Source organism: Bradyrhizobium sp. SZCCT0148 (assembly GCF_018129985.1).
In the GTDB taxonomy this organism is placed as follows: domain Bacteria; phylum Pseudomonadota; class Alphaproteobacteria; order Rhizobiales; family Xanthobacteraceae; genus Bradyrhizobium; species Bradyrhizobium japonicum_H.
The window spans coordinates 224,170-244,860 of the sequence record NZ_JAFCKT010000003.1 but is presented as its reverse complement, the minus strand read 5'-3'; the positions used below and the strand labels follow the sequence as shown (position 1 = coordinate 244,860).

Genomic DNA, 20,691 nt, shown 5'->3' with positions numbered 1-20,691 from the left:
TTTGGAGGTTAACCGCCGAACCATTTTGCCGGTCCGGTGACGAGAACGGGAAACAGCGTCAGCAAGGCTAGCACGGCCAGCTGCGCGATCATGAACGGCCAGACGCCGCGGATCAGATCGTCCATCGATACCCGGGAGACGCCGGCGACCACGTTGAGCACGACGCCGACAGGTGGCGTGATCAGGCCGATGGCGTTGTTGATGATGAAGAGCACGCCGAAATAGACGGGGTCGATGCCGGCCTGCTTGACGATCGGCATCAGGATCGGCGTCAGGATCAGGATGGTCGGCGTCATGTCCAGTGCGGTGCCGACGATCACGACGATGATCATCAGCACGATCGTGAGGAGCGTCTGATTGCCCGCGAACGGCTTCGTCAGCGCCACGATCTGGTCGGAGATTTCGGCGACCGTGATCAGCCAGGACGACACCAGTGCGGCGGCGACCAGGAACATCACCACCGACGTGGTTTGCGCAGTCGAGACCAGCAGCGCCGGCAGCTGCGACGGCTTGAGCTCGCGATAGACGCCCATCGCCACGACGAGCGCATAGACCGCGACGACGACGGCGGCCTCCGTCGGCGTGAAGATGCCGAAGCGCAGGCCGAAAACGATGATCATCGGCAGCATTAAGGCCCAGAAACCGTCGATCAGGGCGCGCCAGATCTCGGCGACACTCTTGCGCGGCAGCCGCGCCGGGTTTTCCTTGCGCACCACCCACCACCAGGCGAAGCACAGGCCGACACCGAGCAGCAGGCCCGGCACGATGCCGGCGAGAAAGAGTTTTGAGATCGAGACGTTGGCGGCGACGCCGAAGATCACGAAGCCGATCGAGGGCGGTATGACAGGCGCGATGATCCCGCCGGCCGCGACCAGGCCGGCCGCACTGGCGCGATTGTGGCCGGCGGCGGCCATCATCGGCACCAGCAGCGAACCGAGCGCCGCGGCGTCCGCGACCGCCGATCCCGACAGCGAGGCGAGGATGCAGGAGGTCAGGATCGCGACATAGCCGAGCCCGCCGCGAAAATGCCCGACCAGCGCGATCGCGAAGTTGAGAATGCGCCGGGCGAGGCCACCGGTGTTCATGACCTCGCCGGCGAGGATGAAGAACGGCACCGCCATCAGCGGAAAGGAATCGACGCCGTTGATGACGTTCTGCGCGATGATCTGGGAATCGAACATCGCGAGATAGGTCATCAGCGCGATGCCGCAGATGATCAGCGCGAAGGCGATCGGCATGCCGATCGCCATGGCGCCCAGCAGCGAGAAGGTGAAGACGGCGACGGTCATACCTAAAGCTTCCCGCCGGCGGCGTCAGGAGAATGCGGGAGCTCCTCGGATTCGCTGATGGCGATGAGGTCGGCGTCGGCGATCTGTCCGGTTGCGAGACGGTAGAGCTCTTGGACGATGATCACGCAGGAGGCGGCGCCGAATACGATGCCGGCGGCATAAAACAGTCCGACGGACAAGCCCGATGCCGGGGCCACCGTGTCCCAATTCAGCATCGTCTGCTTCCACGATCCCTCCGTCAGCAGCACCGAGGCGAAGAGCATCAGGGCGTGGCTGAGGCCGTAGCAGGCTTTGCGCCCGAGCGGCGGCAACACCTTGACGAGGGTGTCGACGCCGAGATGGGCGTGCTCCTTCATGCCGACGATCGCGCCCAGAAACACCATCCATACGAACAGCCAGCGCGACAGCTCTTCCGAAATGGCGATGCCGGAGTTGAATCCGTAGCGCAGCACCACGTTGCCGAACACCAGCACCAACATCGCGGCAAGCAGCACGGCGATGACTGCGCGCAGCAGCCAGAAACAGGCGTCGACGATCGCTGTCATGATATCCGGCTCGCCGCGCTCAGGGTTTGAGCGCATGCACGCGGTCGAGCTCGCCGTTGAACAGCTTGACGAGTGCGGGGTCGTAATCGGCGGAGAATTTCTCCGCGATCGGCTTGGTCTTCACGCGCATGCGGTCGAGTTCGGCCGGCGCAATCTGGTTGATCTCCATGCCCTTGGCCTTGAGCTCGTCGATCGCGGCCGTGGCCTGCTCGCGGCTGACCTTGCGCTGATAGTCACGCGCCTCGATCGCGGCATCCTGCAGGATCTTCTGCTCGTCGGGCGATAGCCCGTCCCAGAACTTCTTGCTGATCAGAATGATGTTGGTCGAATAGGTGTGGTTGGTGACGCTGAGATACTTCTGCACCTCGAAGAACTTGTTCGACAGGATCACCGAGAACGGATTCTCCTGGCCGTCGACGGTGCGGGTCTCCAGCGCGCTGTAGAGCTCCGAAAAGCTCATCGGCACCGGGTTCGCGTTGAAGGCCTTGAAGGTCTCCAGATAAACCGGGTTCGGGATCACGCGGATCTTGATGCCGTCGAGGTCCTCGCCCTTGGTGATTGGCCGCCGGCTGTTGGTGACATTGCGGAAGCCGAGATCCCAATAAGCGAGCCCGACCAGCCCCTTCTCCGGCAGTTTCGCCAGCAGCGCCGCACCGAGCGGACCGTCGAGCAGCGCGTCGACCTGCTGCGGGGTCGAGACGATGAAGGGGAAGTCGATCAGTCCGTAGTCCTTGACGATGCCGACCAGCGACGTCGTCGCCGGTGACTGCATCTCCTGGGTACCGGCGCGCAACGCCGACTGTTGCTGCATCTCGCTGCCGAGTTGATTGGCCGGATATTCCTTCACTTTGATCTTGCCGCCGCTCTTGGCAGCAACGATTTCCGCGAATTTCTGCACGCCTTTGCTGACCGGATGATCGGTGTTGTTGAGGTGCCCCCAGCGAATGGTGCGCTCCTGGATGGCCTGCGCCGACGCTGGGCCCATCGCGCCCAAGGCAACCGCGCCGATCGCTGCCACCCAAACCAGATCCTTGAATCGAACAGGCATCGCGCCCCTCCCTGATGATCTCATTCTTAAGGGCGCGAACGTCTTATAGGACGAAGTATAAATCAACCGATATTTTGCATTTTATATGAGAATAAAAGAAACGCTTTATAAAACTGCAAAATTTGTCAAAACGCACATCCCAGGCGCTAGGATGAGGCATGGACATCCTTTCCGACACAACCGCCGAAACCGTGGGCGATAGCGCCTACCGCCGCATCCGCGCCGACCTGATCTTTGGCAAGCTGACGCCGGGTCAGAAGCTCAAGCTCGAGCGGATGAGCAGCGCCTATGGCACCAGCATCTCCACGCTCCGCGAGACCCTGAACCGGCTGTGCTCGGAAGGCTTCGTCGTCGCCGAAGGCCAGCGCGGTTTCGAGGTCGCACTGATCTCGGCGGCGGAATTCCAGGAGATCGCCGAGCTTCGCGAACTGCTCGAAGGCCACATGATCGAGAAGTCGTTTGCGGCGGGCGATCTCGACTGGGAAGCGCACATCGTCTCTGCCCATCACAAGCTCGCGGCGATGGAGCGGATGCTGCTGTCGGGCGAGCGATCAGACGCCGAGAGCTGGAAACAGTGCGATTTCCAGTTTCACCGGGCGCTCGTCGCGGCCTGCGGCTCCAAGGTGCTGCTCGACGCGCATGCCGCGGTCTACGACCGCTATCTGCGCTATCAGATGATCGCCGTCGTGTTTCGCGGCGAGATGGCCGCTGCCGAACATCGTGAGCTCAAGGAGCTGGCGCTGAAGCGCGACGCCAAAGGCGCGAACAAGGTGCTGCACACCCACATCCACGATTGCGTGACGCATGCCTTGCGAAATTCCGACTGGCTGAAGCCAATCACGAAGGATACGCAGCGCGAACCGCGCAAGAAGGCCAAGGCAGGCTGAACGGCCACGCGACCGGCGCTTCGTGTATTGTGCGGAGCAGCATCAAATCTCGAGCGAACTTGATCGGGATCAACTTTCAAATCGCACGATAGGGCATTTTGCCCAAATGCCCCACACCATCAAATGTGGGATAGCGCATAGACATTGGAGCTGGAAAAGCTCTAAGAAGATGCGGCCCCTTGGCCAGGTTCCGTTGCAGGTTTGCCGATGGATTACAACCAGTTCTTCGATTCCGCTCTCGATCGTCTCCACGCTGAACGACGCTACCGCGTGTTCGCCGACCTGGAGCGCAGGGCCGGGCGATTCCCGCACGCGGTCTGGCACTCGCCCCGAGGCCAGAGCGACGTCGTGATCTGGTGCTCCAACGATTATCTCGGCATGGGCCAGCACCCGAAGGTTGTCGGCGCCATGGTCGAGACCGCGACGCGCGTCGGGACCGGTGCCGGCGGCACCCGCAACATCGCCGGCACGCATCATCCGCTGGTCCAGCTCGAAGCCGAACTCGCCGATCTTCACGGCAAGGAAGCCGCGCTGCTGTTCACCTCGGGCTACGTCTCGAACCAGACCGGCATCCCGACCATCGCAAAACTCCTTCCGAACTGCCTCATCCTGTCGGACGAGCTCAACCACAATTCGATGATCGAAGGCATCCGCCAGTCCGGCTGCGAGCGGGTCGTGTTCCGCCACAACGACGTTGCGCATCTGGAAGAGCTGTTGAAGGCGGCCGACCCGAAGCGGCCGAAGCTGATCGTCTGCGAGAGCCTCTATTCCATGGATGGCGACGTCGCTCCGCTCGCCAGGATCTGCGATCTCGCCGAGAAGTACGACGCGATGACCTATGTCGACGAGGTCCACGCGGTCGGCATGTACGGGCCGCGCGGCGGCGGCATCGCCGAGCGCGACGGCGTCATGCATCGCATCGACATTCTCGAGGGCACGCTGGCGAAAGCGTTCGGCTGCCTTGGCGGCTACATCGCCGCCAACGGCCAGATCATCGACGCCGTGCGCTCCTATGCGCCGGGATTCATCTTCACCACCGCGCTGCCGCCGGCGATCTGCTCGGCCGCGACCGCCGCGATCAAGCATTTGAAGACCTCGAACTGGGAGCGCGAGCGCCACCAGGACCGTGCCGCCCGCGTCAAGGCGATCCTCAACGCGGCCGGCCTGCCCGTGATGTCGAGCGACACCCATATCGTGCCGCTGTTCATCGGCGATGCCGAGAAGTGCAAGCAGGCGTCCGATCTCCTGCTCGAGCAGCATGGCATCTATATCCAGCCGATCAACTATCCGACGGTCGCCAAGGGCAGCGAGCGGCTGCGCATCACGCCCTCGCCCTATCACGACGATGGCCTGATCGATCAGCTCGCCGAAGCCCTGCTGCAGGTGTGGGACCGTCTCGGCCTGCCGCTGCGCGCCAAGTCGATGGCGGCGGAGTAGGCTCTCTTCCCGCTCGCGCTGCGCGCGGTCGACCCTTCTCCTCCAGGGGAGGGTAAGAGCAGGCGGCTCATCCCACGGCTTAACGACAACCCCAGTTCCTGCCCCGGTTCGGCATTTCGCTGTCGCTTGCGTGAGCCCAACGCGCTAGATTTCCAGCGAAAATGAGCTCGGGCGCAGTCGGCGCCCTTGGAAGATCGGGACGCTACCGCGCCCTGGGAGAAGCGCACCTCGCCATGCTGCACGACTGGGGCGTGATCGCCGCCGCCTTCGGCTATATCGGCTTCCTGTTCCTGGTGGCGAGCCATGGCGACCGCCGCTCGCCGGCTGGACGCGGCCGTGCCTCCGGGCTGATCTATCCGCTCTCGCTGGCGATCTACTGCACCTCCTGGACCTTCTTCGGCTCGGTCGGCTTCGCCACCCGCACCTCGACGGACTTCCTCGCCATCTATGTCGGCCCGATCCTGATGATCGGCCTTGGCGCCAACGTGCTCCGCCGCGTGATCCAGCTGGCGAAGGCCCACAACATCACCTCGATCGCCGATTTCATCGGCGCCCGCTACGGCAAGAGCCAGGCGGTGGCAGCAACCGTCGCCGGAATCGCGATCATCGGCTCGGTGCCCTACATCGCGCTGCAGCTCAAGGCGGTGGCCTCGTCGCTCGAAACGATCCTGAGCGAAGACCAGGCCTTCTCCCACATCCCGATCGTCGGCGACGTCGCGCTGATGGTGACGCTGGCAATGGCCGCCTTCGCCGTGCTGTTCGGCACCCGGCAGACCGACGCCACGGAGCACCAGCACGGCCTGATGCTGGCGGTGGCGACCGAATCCATCATCAAGCTGGTCGCTTTCCTCGCCGCCGGCATCTTTGTCACCTTCTGGATGTTCTCGCCGCACGAATTGATCGAGCGCGCCATGAAGACGCCCGAGGCGGTGCGCGCCATCAATTATTCGCCGTCGATCGGCAACTTCCTGACCATGACGTTGCTGTCGCTCTGCGCGATCATGCTGCTTCCGCGCCAGTTCCACGTCAGTGTGGTCGAGAACTCCTCGGACGCCGAGGTCGGTCGCGCGCGCTGGCTGTTCCCGCTGTACCTCGTCGCCATCAATCTGTTCGTGATCCCGATCGCGCTCGCCGGCCTCGTCAGCTTCCCGTTCGGCGCGGCGGACCCCGACATGTACGTGCTGGCGCTCCCGATGGAGGGCGGTGCGGGGCTTCTCAGCGTCGCCATTTTCGTCGGCGGCTTGTCGGCGGCGACCGCGATGGTGATCGTCGAATGCGTGGCGCTCTCGATCATGGTCTCGAACGACCTCGTAGTGCCGCTGGTGCTGCAGCGACGGCCGGAAGGACGCACCGGCGGCGCCGATTTCAGCGACTTCCTGCTGCGCTCGCGGCGGCTTGCGATCTTCGCCATCATGGTGATGGCCTATTTCTACTACCGCGCCCTCGGCAATACCCAGCTCGCGGCGATCGGCCTGCTCTCCTTTGCCGCTATCGCCCAGCTTGCGCCGAGCTTCTTCGGCGGGCTGCTGTGGCGGCGCGCGACCGCGCGCGGCGCGATCGGCGGCATGCTGGTCGGCTTCGCGGTCTGGCTCTATACGCTGTTCATCCCGAGCTTCATGGACACCTCGACATCGGGCATCCTGCTGCTGCAGCACGGCCCGTTCGGGATCGAGGCACTGCGGCCGCAGGCGCTGTTCGGCGCGGATCTGCCGCCGCTGATGCACGGCGTGATCTGGTCGCTGTCGCTCAACATCCTGACCTATGTGCTGCTGTCGCTGGCGCGCCGGCCGTCGTCCATCGAGCTGTTGCAGGCCGATCTGTTCGTGCCCAACACGCTCGCGCCGATCTCGCCGAGTTTCCGCCGCTGGCGCACCACCGTCACAGTGCAGGACATCCAGACCACGGTGGCGCAATATCTCGGACCCGATCGCGCCCGGCATTCCTTCGAGGCATTCTCCGCGCGGCGCAATGTAAGGCTCGAGCCCGGAGCACCTGCCGATTTCGAGCTGCTGCAGCACGCCGAGCATTTGATCGCTTCCTCGATCGGGGCTGCGTCTTCCCGCCTCGTGATGTCGCTGCTTCTGCGCAAGCGAACGGTCTCGGCGAAAGCCGCGCTCAAACTGCTCGATGATTCCCACGCGGCGCTGCACTTCAACCGCGAGATCCTGCAGACCGCGCTCAACCACGTGCGCCAGGGCATCGCCGTATTCGACGCCGACCTGCAGCTGATCTGTTCCAACCGGCAGTTCGGTGACCTGCTCAACGTGCCCCCGCACATCGTCCAGTTCGGCACGCCCTTGCGCGAGATCCTCGAATTCATGGGCGTGAGCGATCCCGATGATCCGGCCGGGCGCGAGGCGATGATCGAACGGCGTCTCGCCGCCTACACCACCGAGGGCGAGCCCTATCTCGAACGGCTGCCGGAGCGCCACATGGTGATCGAGGTGCTCACCAACCGCATGCCCGGCAGCGGCTTCGTCATCACCTTCACCGACGTCACCCCCACCTTCGAGGCGGCGGAGGCGCTGGAGCGCGCCAACGCGACGCTGGAAAAGCGGGTGCGCGACCGTACCGAGGAGCTGACGCGGCTGAACTCCGAACTCGCATTGGCAAAGAGCGCCGCGGAAGACGCCAGCATCTCCAAGACGCGCTTCCTTGCCGCCGCCAGCCACGACATTCTCCAGCCCTTGAATGCGGCGCGGCTTTACGTCACGAGCCTGGTCGAGCGCCAGCACAGCGGCGAGGAGATGCGGCTGGTCGAGAACATCGACGAATCGCTGCAGGCGATCGAGGAGATCCTGGGCGCGCTGCTCGACATCTCACGGCTCGACGCCGGCGCGATGACGACCTCGATCTCGAGCTTCAAGATGGCCGATCTGATGCGCTCGCTGGAAATCGAGTTCGCGCCGAGCGCGCGCGCCAAGAATCTGGAGCTTGCCTTCGTCCCCTGCTCGCTCCCGGTCGAGTCCGATCGCCTGCTACTGCGGCGCCTGCTTCAGAACCTGATCTCCAACGCGATCAAATATACCCCGCGCGGCCGTGTGCTGGTCGGCTGCCGCCGCCAGGGCGCCTCGCTCAAGATCTGCGTCTACGACACCGGCGTCGGCATCCCCCTGGTCAAGCGGGGCGAAATTTTCAAGGAATTCCATCGCCTCGAGCAAGGCGCGCGGATCGCGCGCGGCCTCGGCCTCGGCCTCTCGATCGTCGAGCGGCTGGCCCGCGTGCTCAACCACGGCATCGCCATCGACTCCAATGCGGGCGGCGGCTCGGTGTTCTCGGTGACGGTGCCGACGGCGAAGGCCATCACCCACACCGCCGCCGTGACCAGCGCGACGCCGCTGGCGCGCACGCCGATCTCGGGCGCGCTGATCGTCTGCATCGAGAATGATGCGGCGATCCTCGACGGCATGCGAACGCTGATGAAAGCGTGGGACGCCGAGGTGATTGCGGTCGCCGATCCCGAGGGCGCGATGGCGGCCATGGAGGCTGCCGGCCGCCGCGTCACCGGCCTGCTGGTCGACTACCATCTCGACCGCGGCAACGGCATCGCCGCGATCCGCGAGATCCGCCGCCGTTTCGGCGACGGCATCCCCGCGATCCTGATCACCGCCGACCGCAGCCCCGCCGTGCAGGTCGCTGCCCGCGACGAGAAAGTCGCGGTGCTCAACAAGCCGGTGAAGCCGGCCTCGCTGCGCGCCCTGCTCGGCCAGTGGCGCACGCAGCAGATGGTCGCGGCGGAGTAAAGCGCTTCAGTAGTCTGTCGACACGCTGAGTGCGCGCCAGCTCTCGAGCTCTTCGAGGCGTTGCCGGTCCGTCGCGGAGATGGCGTCGACGGCATCGCTGCCGAGCGCGATGCGCAAGGGTGGTCGATCCATCTCGACGATCTTCAGGAGAACTGCTGCCGCCTTCGCGGGATCGCCGGGCTGCCGGCCGTCGTAGTCTCGCTGCATCCTGACGGCGGCGCCGACGACGGCATCATACTCGGTACGCCCCTCTCCGGTGGCGTGCGCGGCCTGCGCGAAGCCGGTCCTGAAGCCGCCGGGCTCGACAATCGTCACGTGCACACCGATCAGCGCCATCTCGCGCGCCAGCGACTCCGAGAAGCCTTCGACGCCCCATTTCGCCGCGGAATAGGCGGCGCGGGCGGGAGCACCGATCCGTCCGCCGACGGACGAGACCTGGACGATATGGCCGCGGCGCTGCCGACGCAGCACGGGGATTGCCGCCTTGGTGACGATGATGGTGCCGAGCAGATTGACCTCGATCTGCTGCCGGAACGACACAAGGCTGGTGTCCTCGACCGACCCGAGTTCGCCGTAGCCGGCGTTGTTCACGACGACATCGATGTTGCCATATGCCTCCACGGCGAGACCGATCGCGGCCTGCGCGGCTGCATCGTCGGTCACGTCGAGTTTGGCCAGCCGCAATGTCTCCCCGAAATGTTCACGCAACGGTTCGAGCGGAACCGTGTCGCGCGCGGAAGCGACAACACGATCTCCCGCCGCGAGCGCGGCTTCCGTCAGCGCACGGCCAAGTCCGCGCGAGCTTCCGCTGATGAACCAGGTCTTCGACATGATCGTCTCCGGGCGCTTCACGGCGCCAGCCGCGTGAAGACGTAATCCCGGTTCTTGACCCGCGCGTCGTGGCAGGCGAAGCAGGTGCGGTGCTGGGCCTCGTCGACCGGCCTGCCGTTGATGAAACGGCCGAAGCCCCAGCCGCCGGTCGCGGCATATTTTTTGGAATCCTTGACCATCACCTGCACGGTGGTGGCAGCGCCGGGAACTGTCGCGGATGCGAAGTCCGGCGATTGCTTCCGCTTCCAGGCACGCTTGACCAGGATGGTGCCGTCGGGGAACGGCAGCTTTCCGGCCTGATAGGCGTCGATTGCGGTCTGGTTGCCGACGACAGCGCGAAGCTCGTCGAGCGGGGCGGCCTCTTCGGCCGGCGCGATCAACTGCCACTGCTTGTAGCCGGGCGGAATCGTGACACCGAAGATCGGCGACGCGTCGGTCGTCGCGCGCTCCGCCGCCGCCTCTTCCGCAGGCGCGATCGTGACGAGATAGGGCACGCATGTCAGAAGCACCACGATCAGAATCGCAACGAGCACGATCGCCGTCCGGAACGACGATCTCTTCTTTTCAGTTTCAGTCGACGTCATGATCTCTCACCTGGCAGGGGTTAACGGGTGTCCTCGGTCCAGCGTGGCCCGACCGAGGCACTGACGATTCCTCAAGCGCCGTCGGCGTCGATGACAGCCTTGGCAAAGGCCTGCGGCGCCTCCTGCGGCAGATTGTGGCCGATGCCGCCGGTGATCAGCCGGAACTCGTACCGGCCGGAAAATTTCTTGGCATAGGCGCCGGGGTCGGGGTGCGGCGCACCGTTGGCGTCGCCTTCCATCGTGATCGTCGGAACGGTGATGACTGGAGCTGCCGCGAGCTTCTTTTCAAGCTCCTCGTATTTCGCTTCACCTGTGGCGAGCCCGAGCCGCCAGCGGTAATTGTGGATCGTGATCGCGACATGATCCTTGTTATCGAGTGCGGCTGCACTGCGGTCGAAGGTGGCGTCGTCGAACTTCCACTGCGGCGAAGCCAGCTTCCAGATCAGCTTCGCGAAATCATGCGTGTATTTCTCATATCCGGCGCGGCCGCGCTCGGTCGCGAAGTAGAACTGGTACCACCATTGCAGCTCGGCGGATGGCGGCAGCGGCGCATTGCCCGCGGCCTGGCTGGAGATCAGATAGCCGCTGACCGACACCAGCGCGCGGCAGCGCTCCGGCCACAGCGCCGCGATGATGTCGGCGGTGCGCGCGCCCCAGTCGAAGCCGGCGACGACCGCCTGCTTGATGTCGAGCTTGTCCATCAGCGCGATGATGTCCGCCGCCATGGCTGCGGGTTCGCCATTGCGCAGCGTCTCGCCGGAGAGGAAATGCGTTGAGCCGTAACCGCGCAGATAGGGAATGATGACCCGATAGCCCGCCTTGGCGAGGATCGGCGCGACATCGACGAAGGCGTGAATGTCGTAGGGCCAGCCATGCAGCAGGATCGCGACGGGGCCGTTTGACGGGCCGGCCTCGGCATAGCCGACGTTGAGAACGCCGGCGTCGATCTGCTTGATCGTGCCGAACGACGCATTCGATACCGACTTGGGCGCCTCCGTCTCGGCGCGGGCGAAGTCGACAATGCCGAGACCGACAGCGACGGTTCCCGCGGCGACGCCGAAGAATTTGCGGCGATGCTGGTCGATGATCTGCTTCATGGTGTACCTCGTTGGTCGTTGGTGACGTCAGATCAGTGCGACCGTGACGTCGATATTGCCGCGCACGGCGATGGAGTAAGGACAGGTCTGATGGGCATCATCGATGATGCCGCGCGCGACCTCGGGATCGAGCCCCGGCAGGCTGACATTGAGGCGCGCCCGGAGAGCGAAGGTGCCCCCATCGAGGAGAAGATCGATTTCCGCATCGATCGCGCTTTTTCTCGGAAGCACGATTTTCCGCTTGCGCGCGGCGATCTCCATCGCGCCTTCGAAGCAGGCCGACCAGCCGGCCGCGAACAATTGCTCGGGATTGGTACCGATGCCTGCGCCACCCGGCGGCGACAGCTTGACGTCGAGACGGCCATCGGAGCTGCGCGATATGCCGTCGTGGCGGCCGCCGCTGGTGTGGGTTCTGGCCGTGTAGAGTGTTTTCGCCGCTTGTGTCATGAATGTCTCCTGGCCGTCGCAGCAATGACTAGCAGCGATCGTCCGAACCTACCCGTTTGGACTTGTGAGAAATTGTGAGGTCGCCACGCGCGCGCCTCACAAGGCCTGCATGCGCCGTCTGATGCCGATGCAGGGGCGGACTTGCCCGATCCTCACCGTCTGGCTATCCGGTCGGCTTCTAGGGATCAGATTTCACCATGACCGAGCCGGCCAGCATCGCGACGGGAACTTTATCTTTCGGACCGTTCACCGTGACGCCACATGAGCGGCTCATTACGCGAGACGGCGTTGCGCTGCCGCTCGGCGCAAAGGCCTTCGACACGCTCATCGCGCTGATGTCGCGGCCGAACGCCGTCGTGAGCAAATGGGATCTGATGGCGCTCGTGTGGCCCGGCATTACCGTTGATGAAGCCAATTTGCGCTTCCACGTCGCCGCGCTGCGCAAGGCGCTCGGCGACGGCAAGGACGGCGCCCGCTACATCACCACGCTCTCGGGCCGAGGCTATTGCTTCGTCGCACCGATTGCGCAAGCGGAGATTCCCGCAGAGCCGCGCGCGACGCCAAAGCTGGATCTGCCACCGGTAAAACTTCCCAACCGTCTGCTCCGGATGGTCGGGCGCGAGGAGGCAATCGCCGCCATCTCGGACAAGCTCCTCGGCTCCCGCTTCGTCACGATCGCAGGCCCCGGCGGCGTCGGCAAGACCGCCGTCGCAGTGGCGATAGCTCACGACCTGCTCGAAACATTCTGCGACGCCGCGCATTTCGTTGATCTTGCCGCGCTCAGCGACCCCGATCTCGTGATCACCTCGATCCTGCTGATGCTGGGCCTGCCGGCGCAGACCGACGATCCCCTCCCCGCATTGCTTGCGCATCTCCGGGACAAGCGGATGCTGCTGATCCTGGACAATTGCGAGCACGTCATCGGCGCAGCGGCACCGCTGGCGGCGGAGATCTTTGACGGCGCACCGCATGTCCACATCCTCGCCACGAGCCGCGAGGCTCTGCGCGTCGAGGGCGAACAGGTGTATCGGCTGGCGCCACTTGCCGTTCCGCCCGACGATACCGGGATGACAGCCGCGTCGGCACAGACCTATCCGGCGCTGCAATTATTTCTCGAACGTGCAACGGCCGGCGGCGCTCAGATCGTACTCGACGATGCAAATGCTGCGATCATCGCGAACATCTGCCGCAAGCTCGACGGCATGGCGCTGGCCATCGAGCTCGCCGCCGGCCGGGTCGAAGCCTACGGCCTGGAGCAGACGGCGGCGCTGCTCGATGAACGCCTCAACCTGGTCTGGCAGGGCCAGCGCACCGCGCCGCCGCGGCAGAAGACGCTGCACGCGACGCTGGACTGGAGCTATAGCCTGCTGTCCGACACCGAGCGGCTTGTGCTGCGCCGGCTCGCGGTTTTCGCCGGTCACTTCACCATCGACGCCGCGCTCGAGGTGGTGCCGGACGACCGCGTCGACCGCTCGCGCCTGTTCGACGCCATCGACGGTCTCGTCGCCAAGTCGATGGTTGCGCCGCGCCCGATCGGCGCCATGATGCGCTATCGCCTGCTCGATACGACGCGCGCCTATCTGATCGAGATCGACCCTTTCGACGCCGCACTCGCTGCCCGCCACGCGACCTATTACCGGCAGTGGCTGGAGCAGGCCGGCACGACATGGGCGACGCTGCCGAGCGCCGACGAGCGTGCAGTCCACTTCTCCGCGCTTCACAATGTGCGCGCTGCGCTCGAATGGTGCTTCGGCGCGAGCGGCGACATCGGCGTCGGCATCGCGCTTGCCGCGGCCGCGGCCCCGATCTTCCTTGCGATGTCGCTGCTGATCGAATGCCGGCGCTGGTCGGAACGGGCCTTGCTAGCGATCGATCCGTCCGCGCACGGCAGCGCCGAGGAGATGCACATCCAGGCCGCGCTCGGGCTGACCTTGATGTTCACGCGCGGCGGCAGCGAGGCGGCGCGTGCTGCGTTGCGCAGGGCGCTTGCGATCGCCGAGGCGCGCGGCGATAGGCCGAACCAGCTCCAGCTGCTTGGCCGCATGCATATCTTTCACGAGCGGATGGGACAGTTCGACGCCGCGCTCGGTTACGCCCAGCAGAGTCTCGCGGTCGCCCAGACGCTCGGCGATGCCGCCTCGATCGCCCTCGCTCATTCGCTGCTGGGCGTGTCGCTGCATCTTGCCGGCGGGCATCGCGAAGCGACGGCCATGCTGGAGACGGCCTGGCGGGGGCCGGGCACGGAACGGATCAGCACGGTCCACGGCTTCGATCATCGCAATCGCGCCGGCATCTCGCTCGCGCGCGAACTCTGGCTACAGGGCCGGCCCGCGGATGCCCAGCGGCTGGCGCGTCAGACCATCGACGAAGCCGCGCAGATGGATCATCCGATCACACTCTGCATCGCGCTGATCTGGGCGGTCTCGATCGATCTCTGGAACGGCGACCTCGACGGCGCCGAAACGAACATCGACCGCTTCATCGCGCATGCCAATTCGCGTTCGATGGGCCCCTATCTTGCGGTCGGTCGCGGCGTCAAAGGCGAGATTGCGGTCCGACGCGGAAATGCCGCCGATGGCGTCGAGACGATCAGGGCCTGCCTGCGCGAGCTCCATGATGCAGGCTACGAGCTGCTCACCACGACGTTCAACATCGCACTGGTCCAGGGATTGTTGGCCCTCGGCCAGATCGAGCAGAGCGCAGGGCTGATCGACGATGCCATCCGCCTCGTCGAGCGAAGCGGCGATCACCTCTACATGCCCGAGCTGCTGCGCATGAAGGGCAAGGTCCTGTCGCACCAGCCGATGCCGCGGATCGAGGAAGCCGAGGCCTGCCTGATGCAGGCGCTGGACCTCAGCCGCACGAGAGGGGCGAAAGCGTGGGAATTGCGGGTGGCCATCGATCTGGCGCAGCTTCTCGTCGGCCGGCGTCGCCCCCAGGAGGCAAGGCTACTGCTCCAATCGGCGCGCGACGGTTTTGCTGCAGGTTCCGAGACGGAAGATATCAGGGCCGCCGATGCGCTTCTGACGACGCTGTAGCAGGCTCACCCCGTCGGTGTGCCCTGCTTCCACTGGCCGCCGGCGATCTTCGCCGCGGCAATCACGGCCTGGGTCCGGCTCTCGACGCCGAGCTTCTGCAGGATCGCCGAGACATGCGCCTTGATGGTGGCCTCGGAGACACCGAGCTCGTAGGCGATCTGCTTGTTGAGGAGGCCTTCCGACAGCATCATCAGGACCCGGACCTGCTGAGGCGTCAGCGTCACCAGGCGGTCGCGCAGGCGCGTCATGTCCGGATCGGCCGCTGCCGACAGATCCGTATCGGCGGGAACCCAGACGTCGCCCTCCATCACCTTGAGGATGGCGTCGCGCAAGGTCTCGACGCCGAAACGCTTCGGAATGAAGCCGGAGGCGCCGAAATCGAGCGAACGGCGGATCGTGGCGCCGTCGTCGGAGGCCGAGACGATCACCACCGGAATCGCCGGATATTGCGCGCGCAGATAGATCAAGCCGGAGAAGCCCGAGATGCCGGGCATCGAGAGGTCGAGCAGAATGAGGTCGACCTCGGAGGTCTGTTCCAGCAGCTTGGTCAGATCCTCGAACGAGCCGGCTTCGTCGATCCTGGCCGTGGTCAGGACGCCCGCCACTGCCTGCCGCAGTGCGTCGCGGAACAGCGGGTGGTCATCGGCAATGACGAGATGGGTCGAGGGAGCGTTCATCGTTCTCTTGCTGTCGTTCACGCCGGGCGGCGAGTCAACGCCGCAGCCTGCCAATTCTTCCCCGAGCAGCCGTGGCATGCAAGGGCACATTATTCCTTTGCCGCAAAGGGGTTAATCCGCAAGCCCCGCGGCTACCTGCCAGCGCCCGATACCGCTGCGTCGGGTGCGCGTCAGTGCGCAAGGCCGAAAGTCGTATTGGGGCGGGTTTCACGCCGATGTTACTTTGCACATCAAGACCCAGGTTGATCCGGCATGCCCGGACACCCGGGACGCGAGGAAACTTTCGGGGAGCGATTCAAACATGTCGACAATTGCAGTGTCTGAAACACGTGCGGGAGGGATGACGAAGGACGAACGATTCGTCATTCTCGCCTCTTCGCTCGGTACCGTCTTCGAGTGGTACGACTTCTATCTTTACGGTTCGCTGGCCGGCATCATCGGCGCGCAGTTCTTCTCGGCCTATCCGCCGGCAACCCGCGACATCTTCGCGCTGCTGGCCTTTGCCGCCGGCTTCCTGGTTCGTCCGTTCGGCGCGATCGTGTTCGGCCGCATCGGCGACATCGTCGGCCGCAAATACACCTTCCTCGTCACCATCCTGATCATGGGCCTGTCGACCTTCATCGTCGGCCTGCTGCCCAACGCGGCGACCATCGGCATTGCGGCGCCGATCATCCTGATCGCGCTGCGCCTCGCGCAGGGTCTGGCGCTCGGCGGCGAATATGGCGGTGCGGCGACCTATGTCGCGGAGCATGCTCCAAACGGCAAGCGCGGCTATTACACCTCCTTCATCCAGACCACCGCGACGCTGGGCCTGTTCCTGTCGCTGCTGGTGATCCTGTTCACCCGTACCGCGACCGGCGAAGCCGACTTCGCGGCCTGGGGCTGGCGTATTCCGTTCCTGGTCTCGGTGCTGCTGCTCGGCATCTCGGTCTGGATCCGGCTCCGCCTCAACGAATCCCCGATCTTCCAGAAGATGAAGGACGAGGGTAAGAGCTCGAAGGCGCCGCTGACGGAAGCCTTCGGCAACTGGCAGAACGGCAAGCTGGTGCTTCTCGCACTGCTTGGCGGCGTGATGGGCCAGGGCGTGGTCTGGTACACTGGCCAGTTCTACGCGCTGTTCTTCCTGCAATCGATCTTGAAGGTCGACGGCTACACCGCCAACCTCCTGATCGCCTGGTCGCTGCTGCTCGGCACCGGCTTCTTCATCGTGTTCGGCATGCTGTCCGACAAGATCGGCCGCAAGCCGATCATCCTCGGCGGCTGCCTGATCGCGGCGCTGACCTTCTTCCCGATCTTCAAGATGATCACCACCAACGCCAACCCGGCGCTGGAAAAGGCGATCGAATCGGTCAAGGTCGAGGTGGTGGCGGATCCCGCGGGTTGCGGCGACCTGTTCAACCCGGTCGGCACCCGCGTCTTCACCGCGCCTTGCGACACCGCACGTGCCTACCTCGCCCAGTCGTCGGTCAAGTACTCGACCTCTCCCGGCGCGGCGGGTTCGGGCGTGAAGGTAATGGTCAACGGCAAGGACATCGCCTACGCCAACGCCAAGGACGGCAACCCGGCGGTCCTCGCCGCCGTGCAGGCGGCCGGCTATCCGAAGACCGGCGACGCCGGCATTGTGAAGATGGCCCACCCGTTCGACGTCTTCCGTCCGCAGGTGGCCGCGACCATCGGACTGCTGTTCGTCCTGGTGCTGTTCGTCACCATGGTCTACGGCCCGATCGCCGCGATGCTGGTCGAACTGTTCCCGACCCGCATCCGCTACACCTCGATGTCGCTGCCCTACCACATCGGCAACGGCTGGTTCGGCGGCCTGCTGCCGGCGACCGCCTTCGCCATCGTGGCCTCGACCGGCGATATCTACGCGGGTCTCTGGTATCCGGTCATCTTCGCATCGATCACCGTCGTCATCGGCTTGTTCTTCCTGCCGGAGACCAAGGACGTCGACATCAAGTCGAACTGATCGAGAGTACCGGTCGCAACCAATACCAACCGGCCGCGGTCTCCGCGGCCGGTTTTTTCATGGGCTTCTTGGTTTGACGCTTTTTCTTGCTGCGGACCGGCGGCGACTGCGCTCGAAAGCGCCTTACTGATTGCCGCCGACGAATTGCAGCACCACCTCGCGCCGGTGCGGCCGTCTGCGATGCTCGATCAGATAGATCGCCTGCCAGGTGCCGAGCGCAAGCCTGCCGTTCAGGACCGGGACCTGAAGCGAAGTCCCGGTCAGCATCGTCTTGACATGCGCCGGCATATCGTCCGGTCCTTCGGTGTCGTGAGTCCAGCCCGCATTCTCCGGCGCGAGGTGGGACAATGCCGTGGAGAGGTCGACGAGCACGGATGGATCGGCGTTCTCCTGGATCGTCAGCGAGGCCGAGGTATGGCGGATGAACAGCGTCAGCGCGCCGTCCCGCGCGTGAACCTCGGCGATGAATTTTGCAGCTTCACTGGTCAGATCGGTGAAGCCGCGGCCCGGCGTCTGCACGGCCAGCAGCGACGATGCAATGGTGGTGGCTTGCACGGCTGATGGCGCCGAGCGGGTGACGGATTTGCCTGATGTCATGAAGGCTCTCTCAGCTTGGCAAGTTGCCGTCGTCATTCATGTCGTTGGAGGCATCGTCAAATCCTCCCCGACACGTCCTTCTGCACCCGGTTGGCCATGTCGATCAGCCGGCGCCAGGCCTTTTCAAGAAACGACATCACGCGGTCGACGTCCTGGTCGCTCGGCAGCGGGATCTCGATCTTGCGCTCGGCCTCGGCACCCCTAGGCTCCGCCTTCTTCAGCGGATCGGATTTCGGCAGCGCGTCGTCGATCTTTCCCGACACCGTCGGCCCCGCCGCGAGCTGTCCCTTCAGCCTTTCGACCTCGGCCTGGAGCCTGCCGATCTCGGCGTCGAGCGCGGTCCGTTCGTCGGGCACCGCGTAGCAGGCCCAGCCGGTACCGTTCTTGGTGCAGGTCGAGACCGTCCCGGTCCGCGTGTCGAGCCGCAGCACGCCCTCCGGGATGGGCGTCATGCTGTAGCGGCCGTTTTCGCTGTCGGGGCCGGGCTGGGCGGCCTCGAGGTCGCCGCCGATTGCCATCGCAGCAGCGAACGCCGCCACCGCAAGCCATGATGTTGTGGATGACGTCACTGGTCTCATCGCACTCTCCGCCACGACGTGAAGGTGGCACTCCGGCAGATTCTACACCCCGGCGAGCCGATCCGCCGCCCAAAACACGCAACCGTATCAACGATCGCGGTGGCATCTTCGATCCCGGCAGCGTGGCGAAAGAGCAGCACCATTCGCCGAACCTGCGGCGAGCTGCTGCGGTGCGGCGTCACGCTGTGTGCGGCGCTGCCGCGCGCGCCAATATCGTCAACCAAATCAGCCACATAGCCGAAAGCGACGCAATCGTGACCCGGCTTGACTTGATTATAGGCCATCAGTATGGTCCGCGCGGCTTTTGAGGGTGGCGGGCGCAATTTCCATTCAGCCGCGGCGTTTCGGGTCTTCGTTGCATGACACAGGGCACGGGACACGGCGAGAATGGAGATCGCGATAGATCGTCCGAGGAAGCTGCGCTTTCCGAACGGCTCGGAAATCTTGATCAGCGGTTGTCCGAGCTTCGGGACCGCCGGACCAAGACCGAGCAACCCGCAGGTGACGGTGAAGACAGGGGGGCCAGAGCTTCGGCGATGGCGCTTGGATTCCGGTTATCCTCCGAGTTGGTCGCCGGGGTCGTCGTCGGAGCGGGGATTGGCTGGGGGTTCGACCGCTTGCTGTCGACGTCGCCTTTCGGGTTTATCGTGTTCCTGTTGCTGGGCTTTGTCGCCGGCGTGGTGAATGTGGTGAGAACGGCGGGCGCGGGTCAGAACAGGCGCGGTGGTTCTTAAGCGATCCGCCCAGGAGAGGAATAATCGCACCGGCATCGTCGGTGCGGGCCGGCCCGGCCGGCAGACCGAGACCCGCCGGCATCGCCCGGCAGACCAAGAGATGCCGCGCTGATGAAAATCGATCCGATCCACCAGTTCAACATCGAGCCTCTCTTCACCCTGGGCCATATCGGCAATCACACGATCGCCTTCACGAATTCGTCGCTCTACATGCTGGTGACGATCGCGATTATCTCGCTCCTGATGCTCGCCAGCGGAACCCAGCTGGTCCCCGGGCGCCTTCAGTCGGTCGCCGAGATCTCCTACGAGTTCGTGGCTTCGACCATCCGCTCGACCGCCGGCGCGGAAGGCATGAAGTTCTTCCCGCTGATCTTCTCGCTGTTCATGTTCATATGCGTTTCGAACCTGGTCGGTATCATTCCCTACACCTTCACGGTGTCGAGCCATCTGATCGTGACGGCAGCGCTCGCGCTTCTGGTCTTCTTCACGGTCCTGATCTACGGCGTCGCCAAGAACGGCCTGAAATTCTTCTCGATCTTCGTGCCCCACGGCGTTCCCGGCTACATCCTGCCGCTGGTGATGTTCATCGAGGTCCTGTCGTTCTTCCTGCGGCCGGTCTCCCACAGCGTCCGTCTGTTCGCCAACATGCTGGCCGGCCACATCGCGCTGAAGGTGTTCGCGGGCTTCGTCGCCATGCTCGGCTTCTCGCTCGGCGCGCTGGGCTGGGTCGGCGGCGTGCTGCCGCTGGCGCTCACGGTCGCGCTGTACGCGCTCGAGATTCTGGTCGCGTTCCTGCAAGCCTATGTGTTTGCGATCCTGACCTGCATCTACCTCAACGACGCCATTCATCCGGGACACTGAGCGGTCCGGGGAATTTCCACCCAAAACCCAATCTTTCTTCCAAGGAGTCTAAAATGGATCCGGCAGCAGCAAAACTTATCGGCGCGGGCATCGCATGCATCGGCATGGGCGGCGCAGGCGTCGGCGTCGGCGTGATCTTCGGCAACTACCTCGCCGCAGCCGTTCGCAACCCGTCGGCCGCTCAGGGCCAGTTCGGCAATCTGATCTTCGGCTTCGCCGTGACCGAAGCGCTCGGCATTTTCTCGCTGCTGATCGCGCTGCTGCTGCTGTTCGTTCCGCTCTGAGGACGAAGTTTCGCGCCGCTTCAACCGAAGCGGCGCGCATGACGGCAA

Annotated in this window: 19 protein-coding genes; 8 read left to right on the top strand and 11 right to left on the bottom strand. The window is 64.6% G+C overall.

Annotated features, from left to right (window positions below):
• Positions 1-8: 8 nt before the first annotated feature.
• The 3 genes from JQ580_RS12945 to JQ580_RS12935 are packed head-to-tail and all read right to left on the bottom strand — an operon-like array spanning position 9 to position 2,882.
• A complete protein-coding gene (locus tag JQ580_RS12945) occupies positions 9-1,289 on the bottom strand; it encodes a TRAP transporter large permease (RefSeq protein ID WP_212280431.1) in 1,281 nt (426 codons plus the stop codon).
• Between the two features lie 2 nt (positions 1,290-1,291).
• Complete coding sequence (locus JQ580_RS12940; protein WP_212280430.1) at positions 1,292-1,834, bottom strand: TRAP transporter small permease; 543 nt, start codon at positions 1,832-1,834, stop codon at positions 1,292-1,294.
• Positions 1,835-1,853: 19 nt separating this feature from the next.
• Positions 1,854-2,882: a TRAP transporter substrate-binding protein gene (locus tag JQ580_RS12935; protein ID WP_249134142.1), complete on the bottom strand. Its 1,029-nt coding sequence runs from the start codon at positions 2,880-2,882 to the stop codon at positions 1,854-1,856.
• Between the two features lie 164 nt (positions 2,883-3,046).
• On the opposite strand from JQ580_RS12935, the gene JQ580_RS12930 reads away from it, so the two are divergent.
• The 3 genes from JQ580_RS12930 (at position 3,047) to JQ580_RS12920 (ending at position 8,949) form a co-directional block, all read left to right on the top strand.
• On the top strand, positions 3,047-3,769 hold the full coding sequence (locus tag JQ580_RS12930; RefSeq protein ID WP_409363203.1) for a GntR family transcriptional regulator: 723 nt from the start codon (positions 3,047-3,049) through the stop codon (positions 3,767-3,769).
• 207 nt (positions 3,770-3,976) lie between these two features.
• Positions 3,977-5,206: a 5-aminolevulinate synthase gene (hemA, locus tag JQ580_RS12925; RefSeq protein WP_212280428.1), complete on the top strand. Its 1,230-nt coding sequence runs from the start codon at positions 3,977-3,979 to the stop codon at positions 5,204-5,206.
• 233 nt (positions 5,207-5,439) lie between these two features.
• A complete protein-coding gene (locus tag JQ580_RS12920; protein WP_212280427.1) occupies positions 5,440-8,949 on the top strand; it encodes a PAS domain-containing hybrid sensor histidine kinase/response regulator in 3,510 nt (1,169 codons plus the stop codon).
• Positions 8,950-8,955: 6 nt separating this feature from the next.
• Here JQ580_RS12920 and JQ580_RS12915 read toward each other — a convergent pair whose 3' ends face one another.
• The 4 genes from JQ580_RS12915 to JQ580_RS12900 all read right to left on the bottom strand — a co-directional run bounded on the left by JQ580_RS12915 (position 8,956) and on the right by JQ580_RS12900 (position 11,908).
• A complete protein-coding gene (locus JQ580_RS12915) occupies positions 8,956-9,780 on the bottom strand; it encodes an SDR family NAD(P)-dependent oxidoreductase (RefSeq protein ID WP_212280426.1) in 825 nt (274 codons plus the stop codon).
• A gap of 17 nt (positions 9,781-9,797) precedes the next feature.
• A complete protein-coding gene (locus JQ580_RS12910) occupies positions 9,798-10,364 on the bottom strand; it encodes a cytochrome P460 family protein (protein WP_212280425.1) in 567 nt (188 codons plus the stop codon).
• Between the two features lie 71 nt (positions 10,365-10,435).
• Complete coding sequence (locus JQ580_RS12905; RefSeq protein ID WP_212280424.1) at positions 10,436-11,461, bottom strand: alpha/beta fold hydrolase; 1,026 nt, start codon at positions 11,459-11,461, stop codon at positions 10,436-10,438.
• A gap of 27 nt (positions 11,462-11,488) precedes the next feature.
• A complete protein-coding gene (locus JQ580_RS12900) occupies positions 11,489-11,908 on the bottom strand; it encodes an organic hydroperoxide resistance protein (protein ID WP_212280423.1) in 420 nt (139 codons plus the stop codon).
• Between the two features lie 197 nt (positions 11,909-12,105).
• Here JQ580_RS12900 and JQ580_RS12895 point away from each other — a divergent pair, with 197 nt between their 5' ends.
• Positions 12,106-14,946, top strand: coding sequence for an ATP-binding protein (locus JQ580_RS12895; RefSeq protein ID WP_212280422.1), 2,841 nt, complete (start codon positions 12,106-12,108; stop codon positions 14,944-14,946).
• A gap of 5 nt (positions 14,947-14,951) precedes the next feature.
• Here JQ580_RS12895 and JQ580_RS12890 read toward each other — a convergent pair whose 3' ends face one another.
• A complete protein-coding gene (locus tag JQ580_RS12890; RefSeq protein WP_212280421.1) occupies positions 14,952-15,623 on the bottom strand; it encodes a response regulator in 672 nt (223 codons plus the stop codon).
• Between the two features lie 340 nt (positions 15,624-15,963).
• On the opposite strand from JQ580_RS12890, the gene JQ580_RS12885 reads away from it, so the two are divergent.
• Positions 15,964-17,589 carry an MFS transporter gene (locus JQ580_RS12885; protein ID WP_212280420.1) on the top strand — a complete coding sequence of 542 codons (1,626 nt, stop codon included), beginning with the start codon at positions 15,964-15,966 and terminating at the stop codon, positions 17,587-17,589.
• 123 nt (positions 17,590-17,712) lie between these two features.
• Here the strand turns inward: JQ580_RS12885 and JQ580_RS12880 are convergent, their stop codons facing one another.
• From JQ580_RS12880 to JQ580_RS12870, 3 genes are read right to left on the bottom strand one after another with little or no spacing between them, the layout of a single operon-like run.
• Positions 17,713-18,186, bottom strand: coding sequence for a secondary thiamine-phosphate synthase enzyme YjbQ (locus JQ580_RS12880; RefSeq protein WP_212280419.1), 474 nt, complete (start codon positions 18,184-18,186; stop codon positions 17,713-17,715).
• Positions 18,187-18,242: 56 nt separating this feature from the next.
• Positions 18,243-18,764 (bottom strand): hypothetical protein, encoded by a 522-nt coding sequence (locus tag JQ580_RS12875; protein WP_212280418.1) that lies wholly within the window; start codon positions 18,762-18,764, stop codon positions 18,243-18,245.
• Positions 18,761-19,048: a hypothetical protein gene (locus JQ580_RS12870; RefSeq protein ID WP_212280417.1), complete on the bottom strand. Its 288-nt coding sequence runs from the start codon at positions 19,046-19,048 to the stop codon at positions 18,761-18,763. Before JQ580_RS12870 ends, JQ580_RS12875 begins: the two co-directional genes overlap by 4 nt.
• Positions 19,049-19,123: 75 nt before the next feature.
• Here JQ580_RS12870 and JQ580_RS12865 point away from each other — a divergent pair, with 75 nt between their 5' ends.
• The 3 genes from JQ580_RS12865 (at position 19,124) to JQ580_RS12855 (ending at position 20,643) form a co-directional block, all read left to right on the top strand.
• Positions 19,124-19,498, top strand: a complete 375-nt coding sequence (locus JQ580_RS12865) for an AtpZ/AtpI family protein (RefSeq protein WP_212280416.1) — start codon at positions 19,124-19,126, stop codon at positions 19,496-19,498.
• 111 nt (positions 19,499-19,609) lie between these two features.
• Positions 19,610-20,359 (top strand): F0F1 ATP synthase subunit A, encoded by a 750-nt coding sequence (locus JQ580_RS12860; protein ID WP_094973330.1) that lies wholly within the window; start codon positions 19,610-19,612, stop codon positions 20,357-20,359.
• A 53-nt stretch (positions 20,360-20,412) separates the two neighbouring features.
• A complete protein-coding gene (locus JQ580_RS12855; protein ID WP_007599451.1) occupies positions 20,413-20,643 on the top strand; it encodes a F0F1 ATP synthase subunit C in 231 nt (76 codons plus the stop codon).
• Positions 20,644-20,691: the final 48 nt, after the last annotated feature.

Coding starts and splice junctions, on each gene's coding strand:
- JQ580_RS12945 (WP_212280431.1), bottom strand. CDS start 1,289: ATGACCGTCGCCGTCTTCACCTTCTCGCTGCTGGGCGCCATGGCGATC.
- JQ580_RS12940 (WP_212280430.1), bottom strand. CDS start 1,834: ATGACAGCGATCGTCGACGCCTGTTTCTGGCTGCTGCGCGCAGTCATC.
- JQ580_RS12935 (WP_249134142.1), bottom strand. CDS start 2,882: ATGCCTGTTCGATTCAAGGATCTGGTTTGGGTGGCAGCGATCGGCGCG.
- hemA (WP_212280428.1), top strand. CDS start 3,977: ATGGATTACAACCAGTTCTTCGATTCCGCTCTCGATCGTCTCCACGCT.
- JQ580_RS12920 (WP_212280427.1), top strand. CDS start 5,440: ATGCTGCACGACTGGGGCGTGATCGCCGCCGCCTTCGGCTATATCGGC.
- JQ580_RS12915 (WP_212280426.1), bottom strand. CDS start 9,780: ATGTCGAAGACCTGGTTCATCAGCGGAAGCTCGCGCGGACTTGGCCGT.
- JQ580_RS12910 (WP_212280425.1), bottom strand. CDS start 10,364: ATGACGTCGACTGAAACTGAAAAGAAGAGATCGTCGTTCCGGACGGCG.
- JQ580_RS12905 (WP_212280424.1), bottom strand. CDS start 11,461: ATGAAGCAGATCATCGACCAGCATCGCCGCAAATTCTTCGGCGTCGCC.
- JQ580_RS12900 (WP_212280423.1), bottom strand. CDS start 11,908: ATGACACAAGCGGCGAAAACACTCTACACGGCCAGAACCCACACCAGC.
- JQ580_RS12895 (WP_212280422.1), top strand. CDS start 12,106: ATGACCGAGCCGGCCAGCATCGCGACGGGAACTTTATCTTTCGGACCG.
- JQ580_RS12890 (WP_212280421.1), bottom strand. CDS start 15,623: ATGAACGCTCCCTCGACCCATCTCGTCATTGCCGATGACCACCCGCTG.
- JQ580_RS12885 (WP_212280420.1), top strand. CDS start 15,964: ATGACGAAGGACGAACGATTCGTCATTCTCGCCTCTTCGCTCGGTACC.
- JQ580_RS12880 (WP_212280419.1), bottom strand. CDS start 18,186: ATGACATCAGGCAAATCCGTCACCCGCTCGGCGCCATCAGCCGTGCAA.
- JQ580_RS12875 (WP_212280418.1), bottom strand. CDS start 18,764: ATGAGACCAGTGACGTCATCCACAACATCATGGCTTGCGGTGGCGGCG.
- JQ580_RS12870 (WP_212280417.1), bottom strand. CDS start 19,048: ATGGCCTATAATCAAGTCAAGCCGGGTCACGATTGCGTCGCTTTCGGC.
- JQ580_RS12865 (WP_212280416.1), top strand. CDS start 19,124: ATGACACAGGGCACGGGACACGGCGAGAATGGAGATCGCGATAGATCG.
- JQ580_RS12860 (WP_094973330.1), top strand. CDS start 19,610: ATGAAAATCGATCCGATCCACCAGTTCAACATCGAGCCTCTCTTCACC.
- JQ580_RS12855 (WP_007599451.1), top strand. CDS start 20,413: ATGGATCCGGCAGCAGCAAAACTTATCGGCGCGGGCATCGCATGCATC.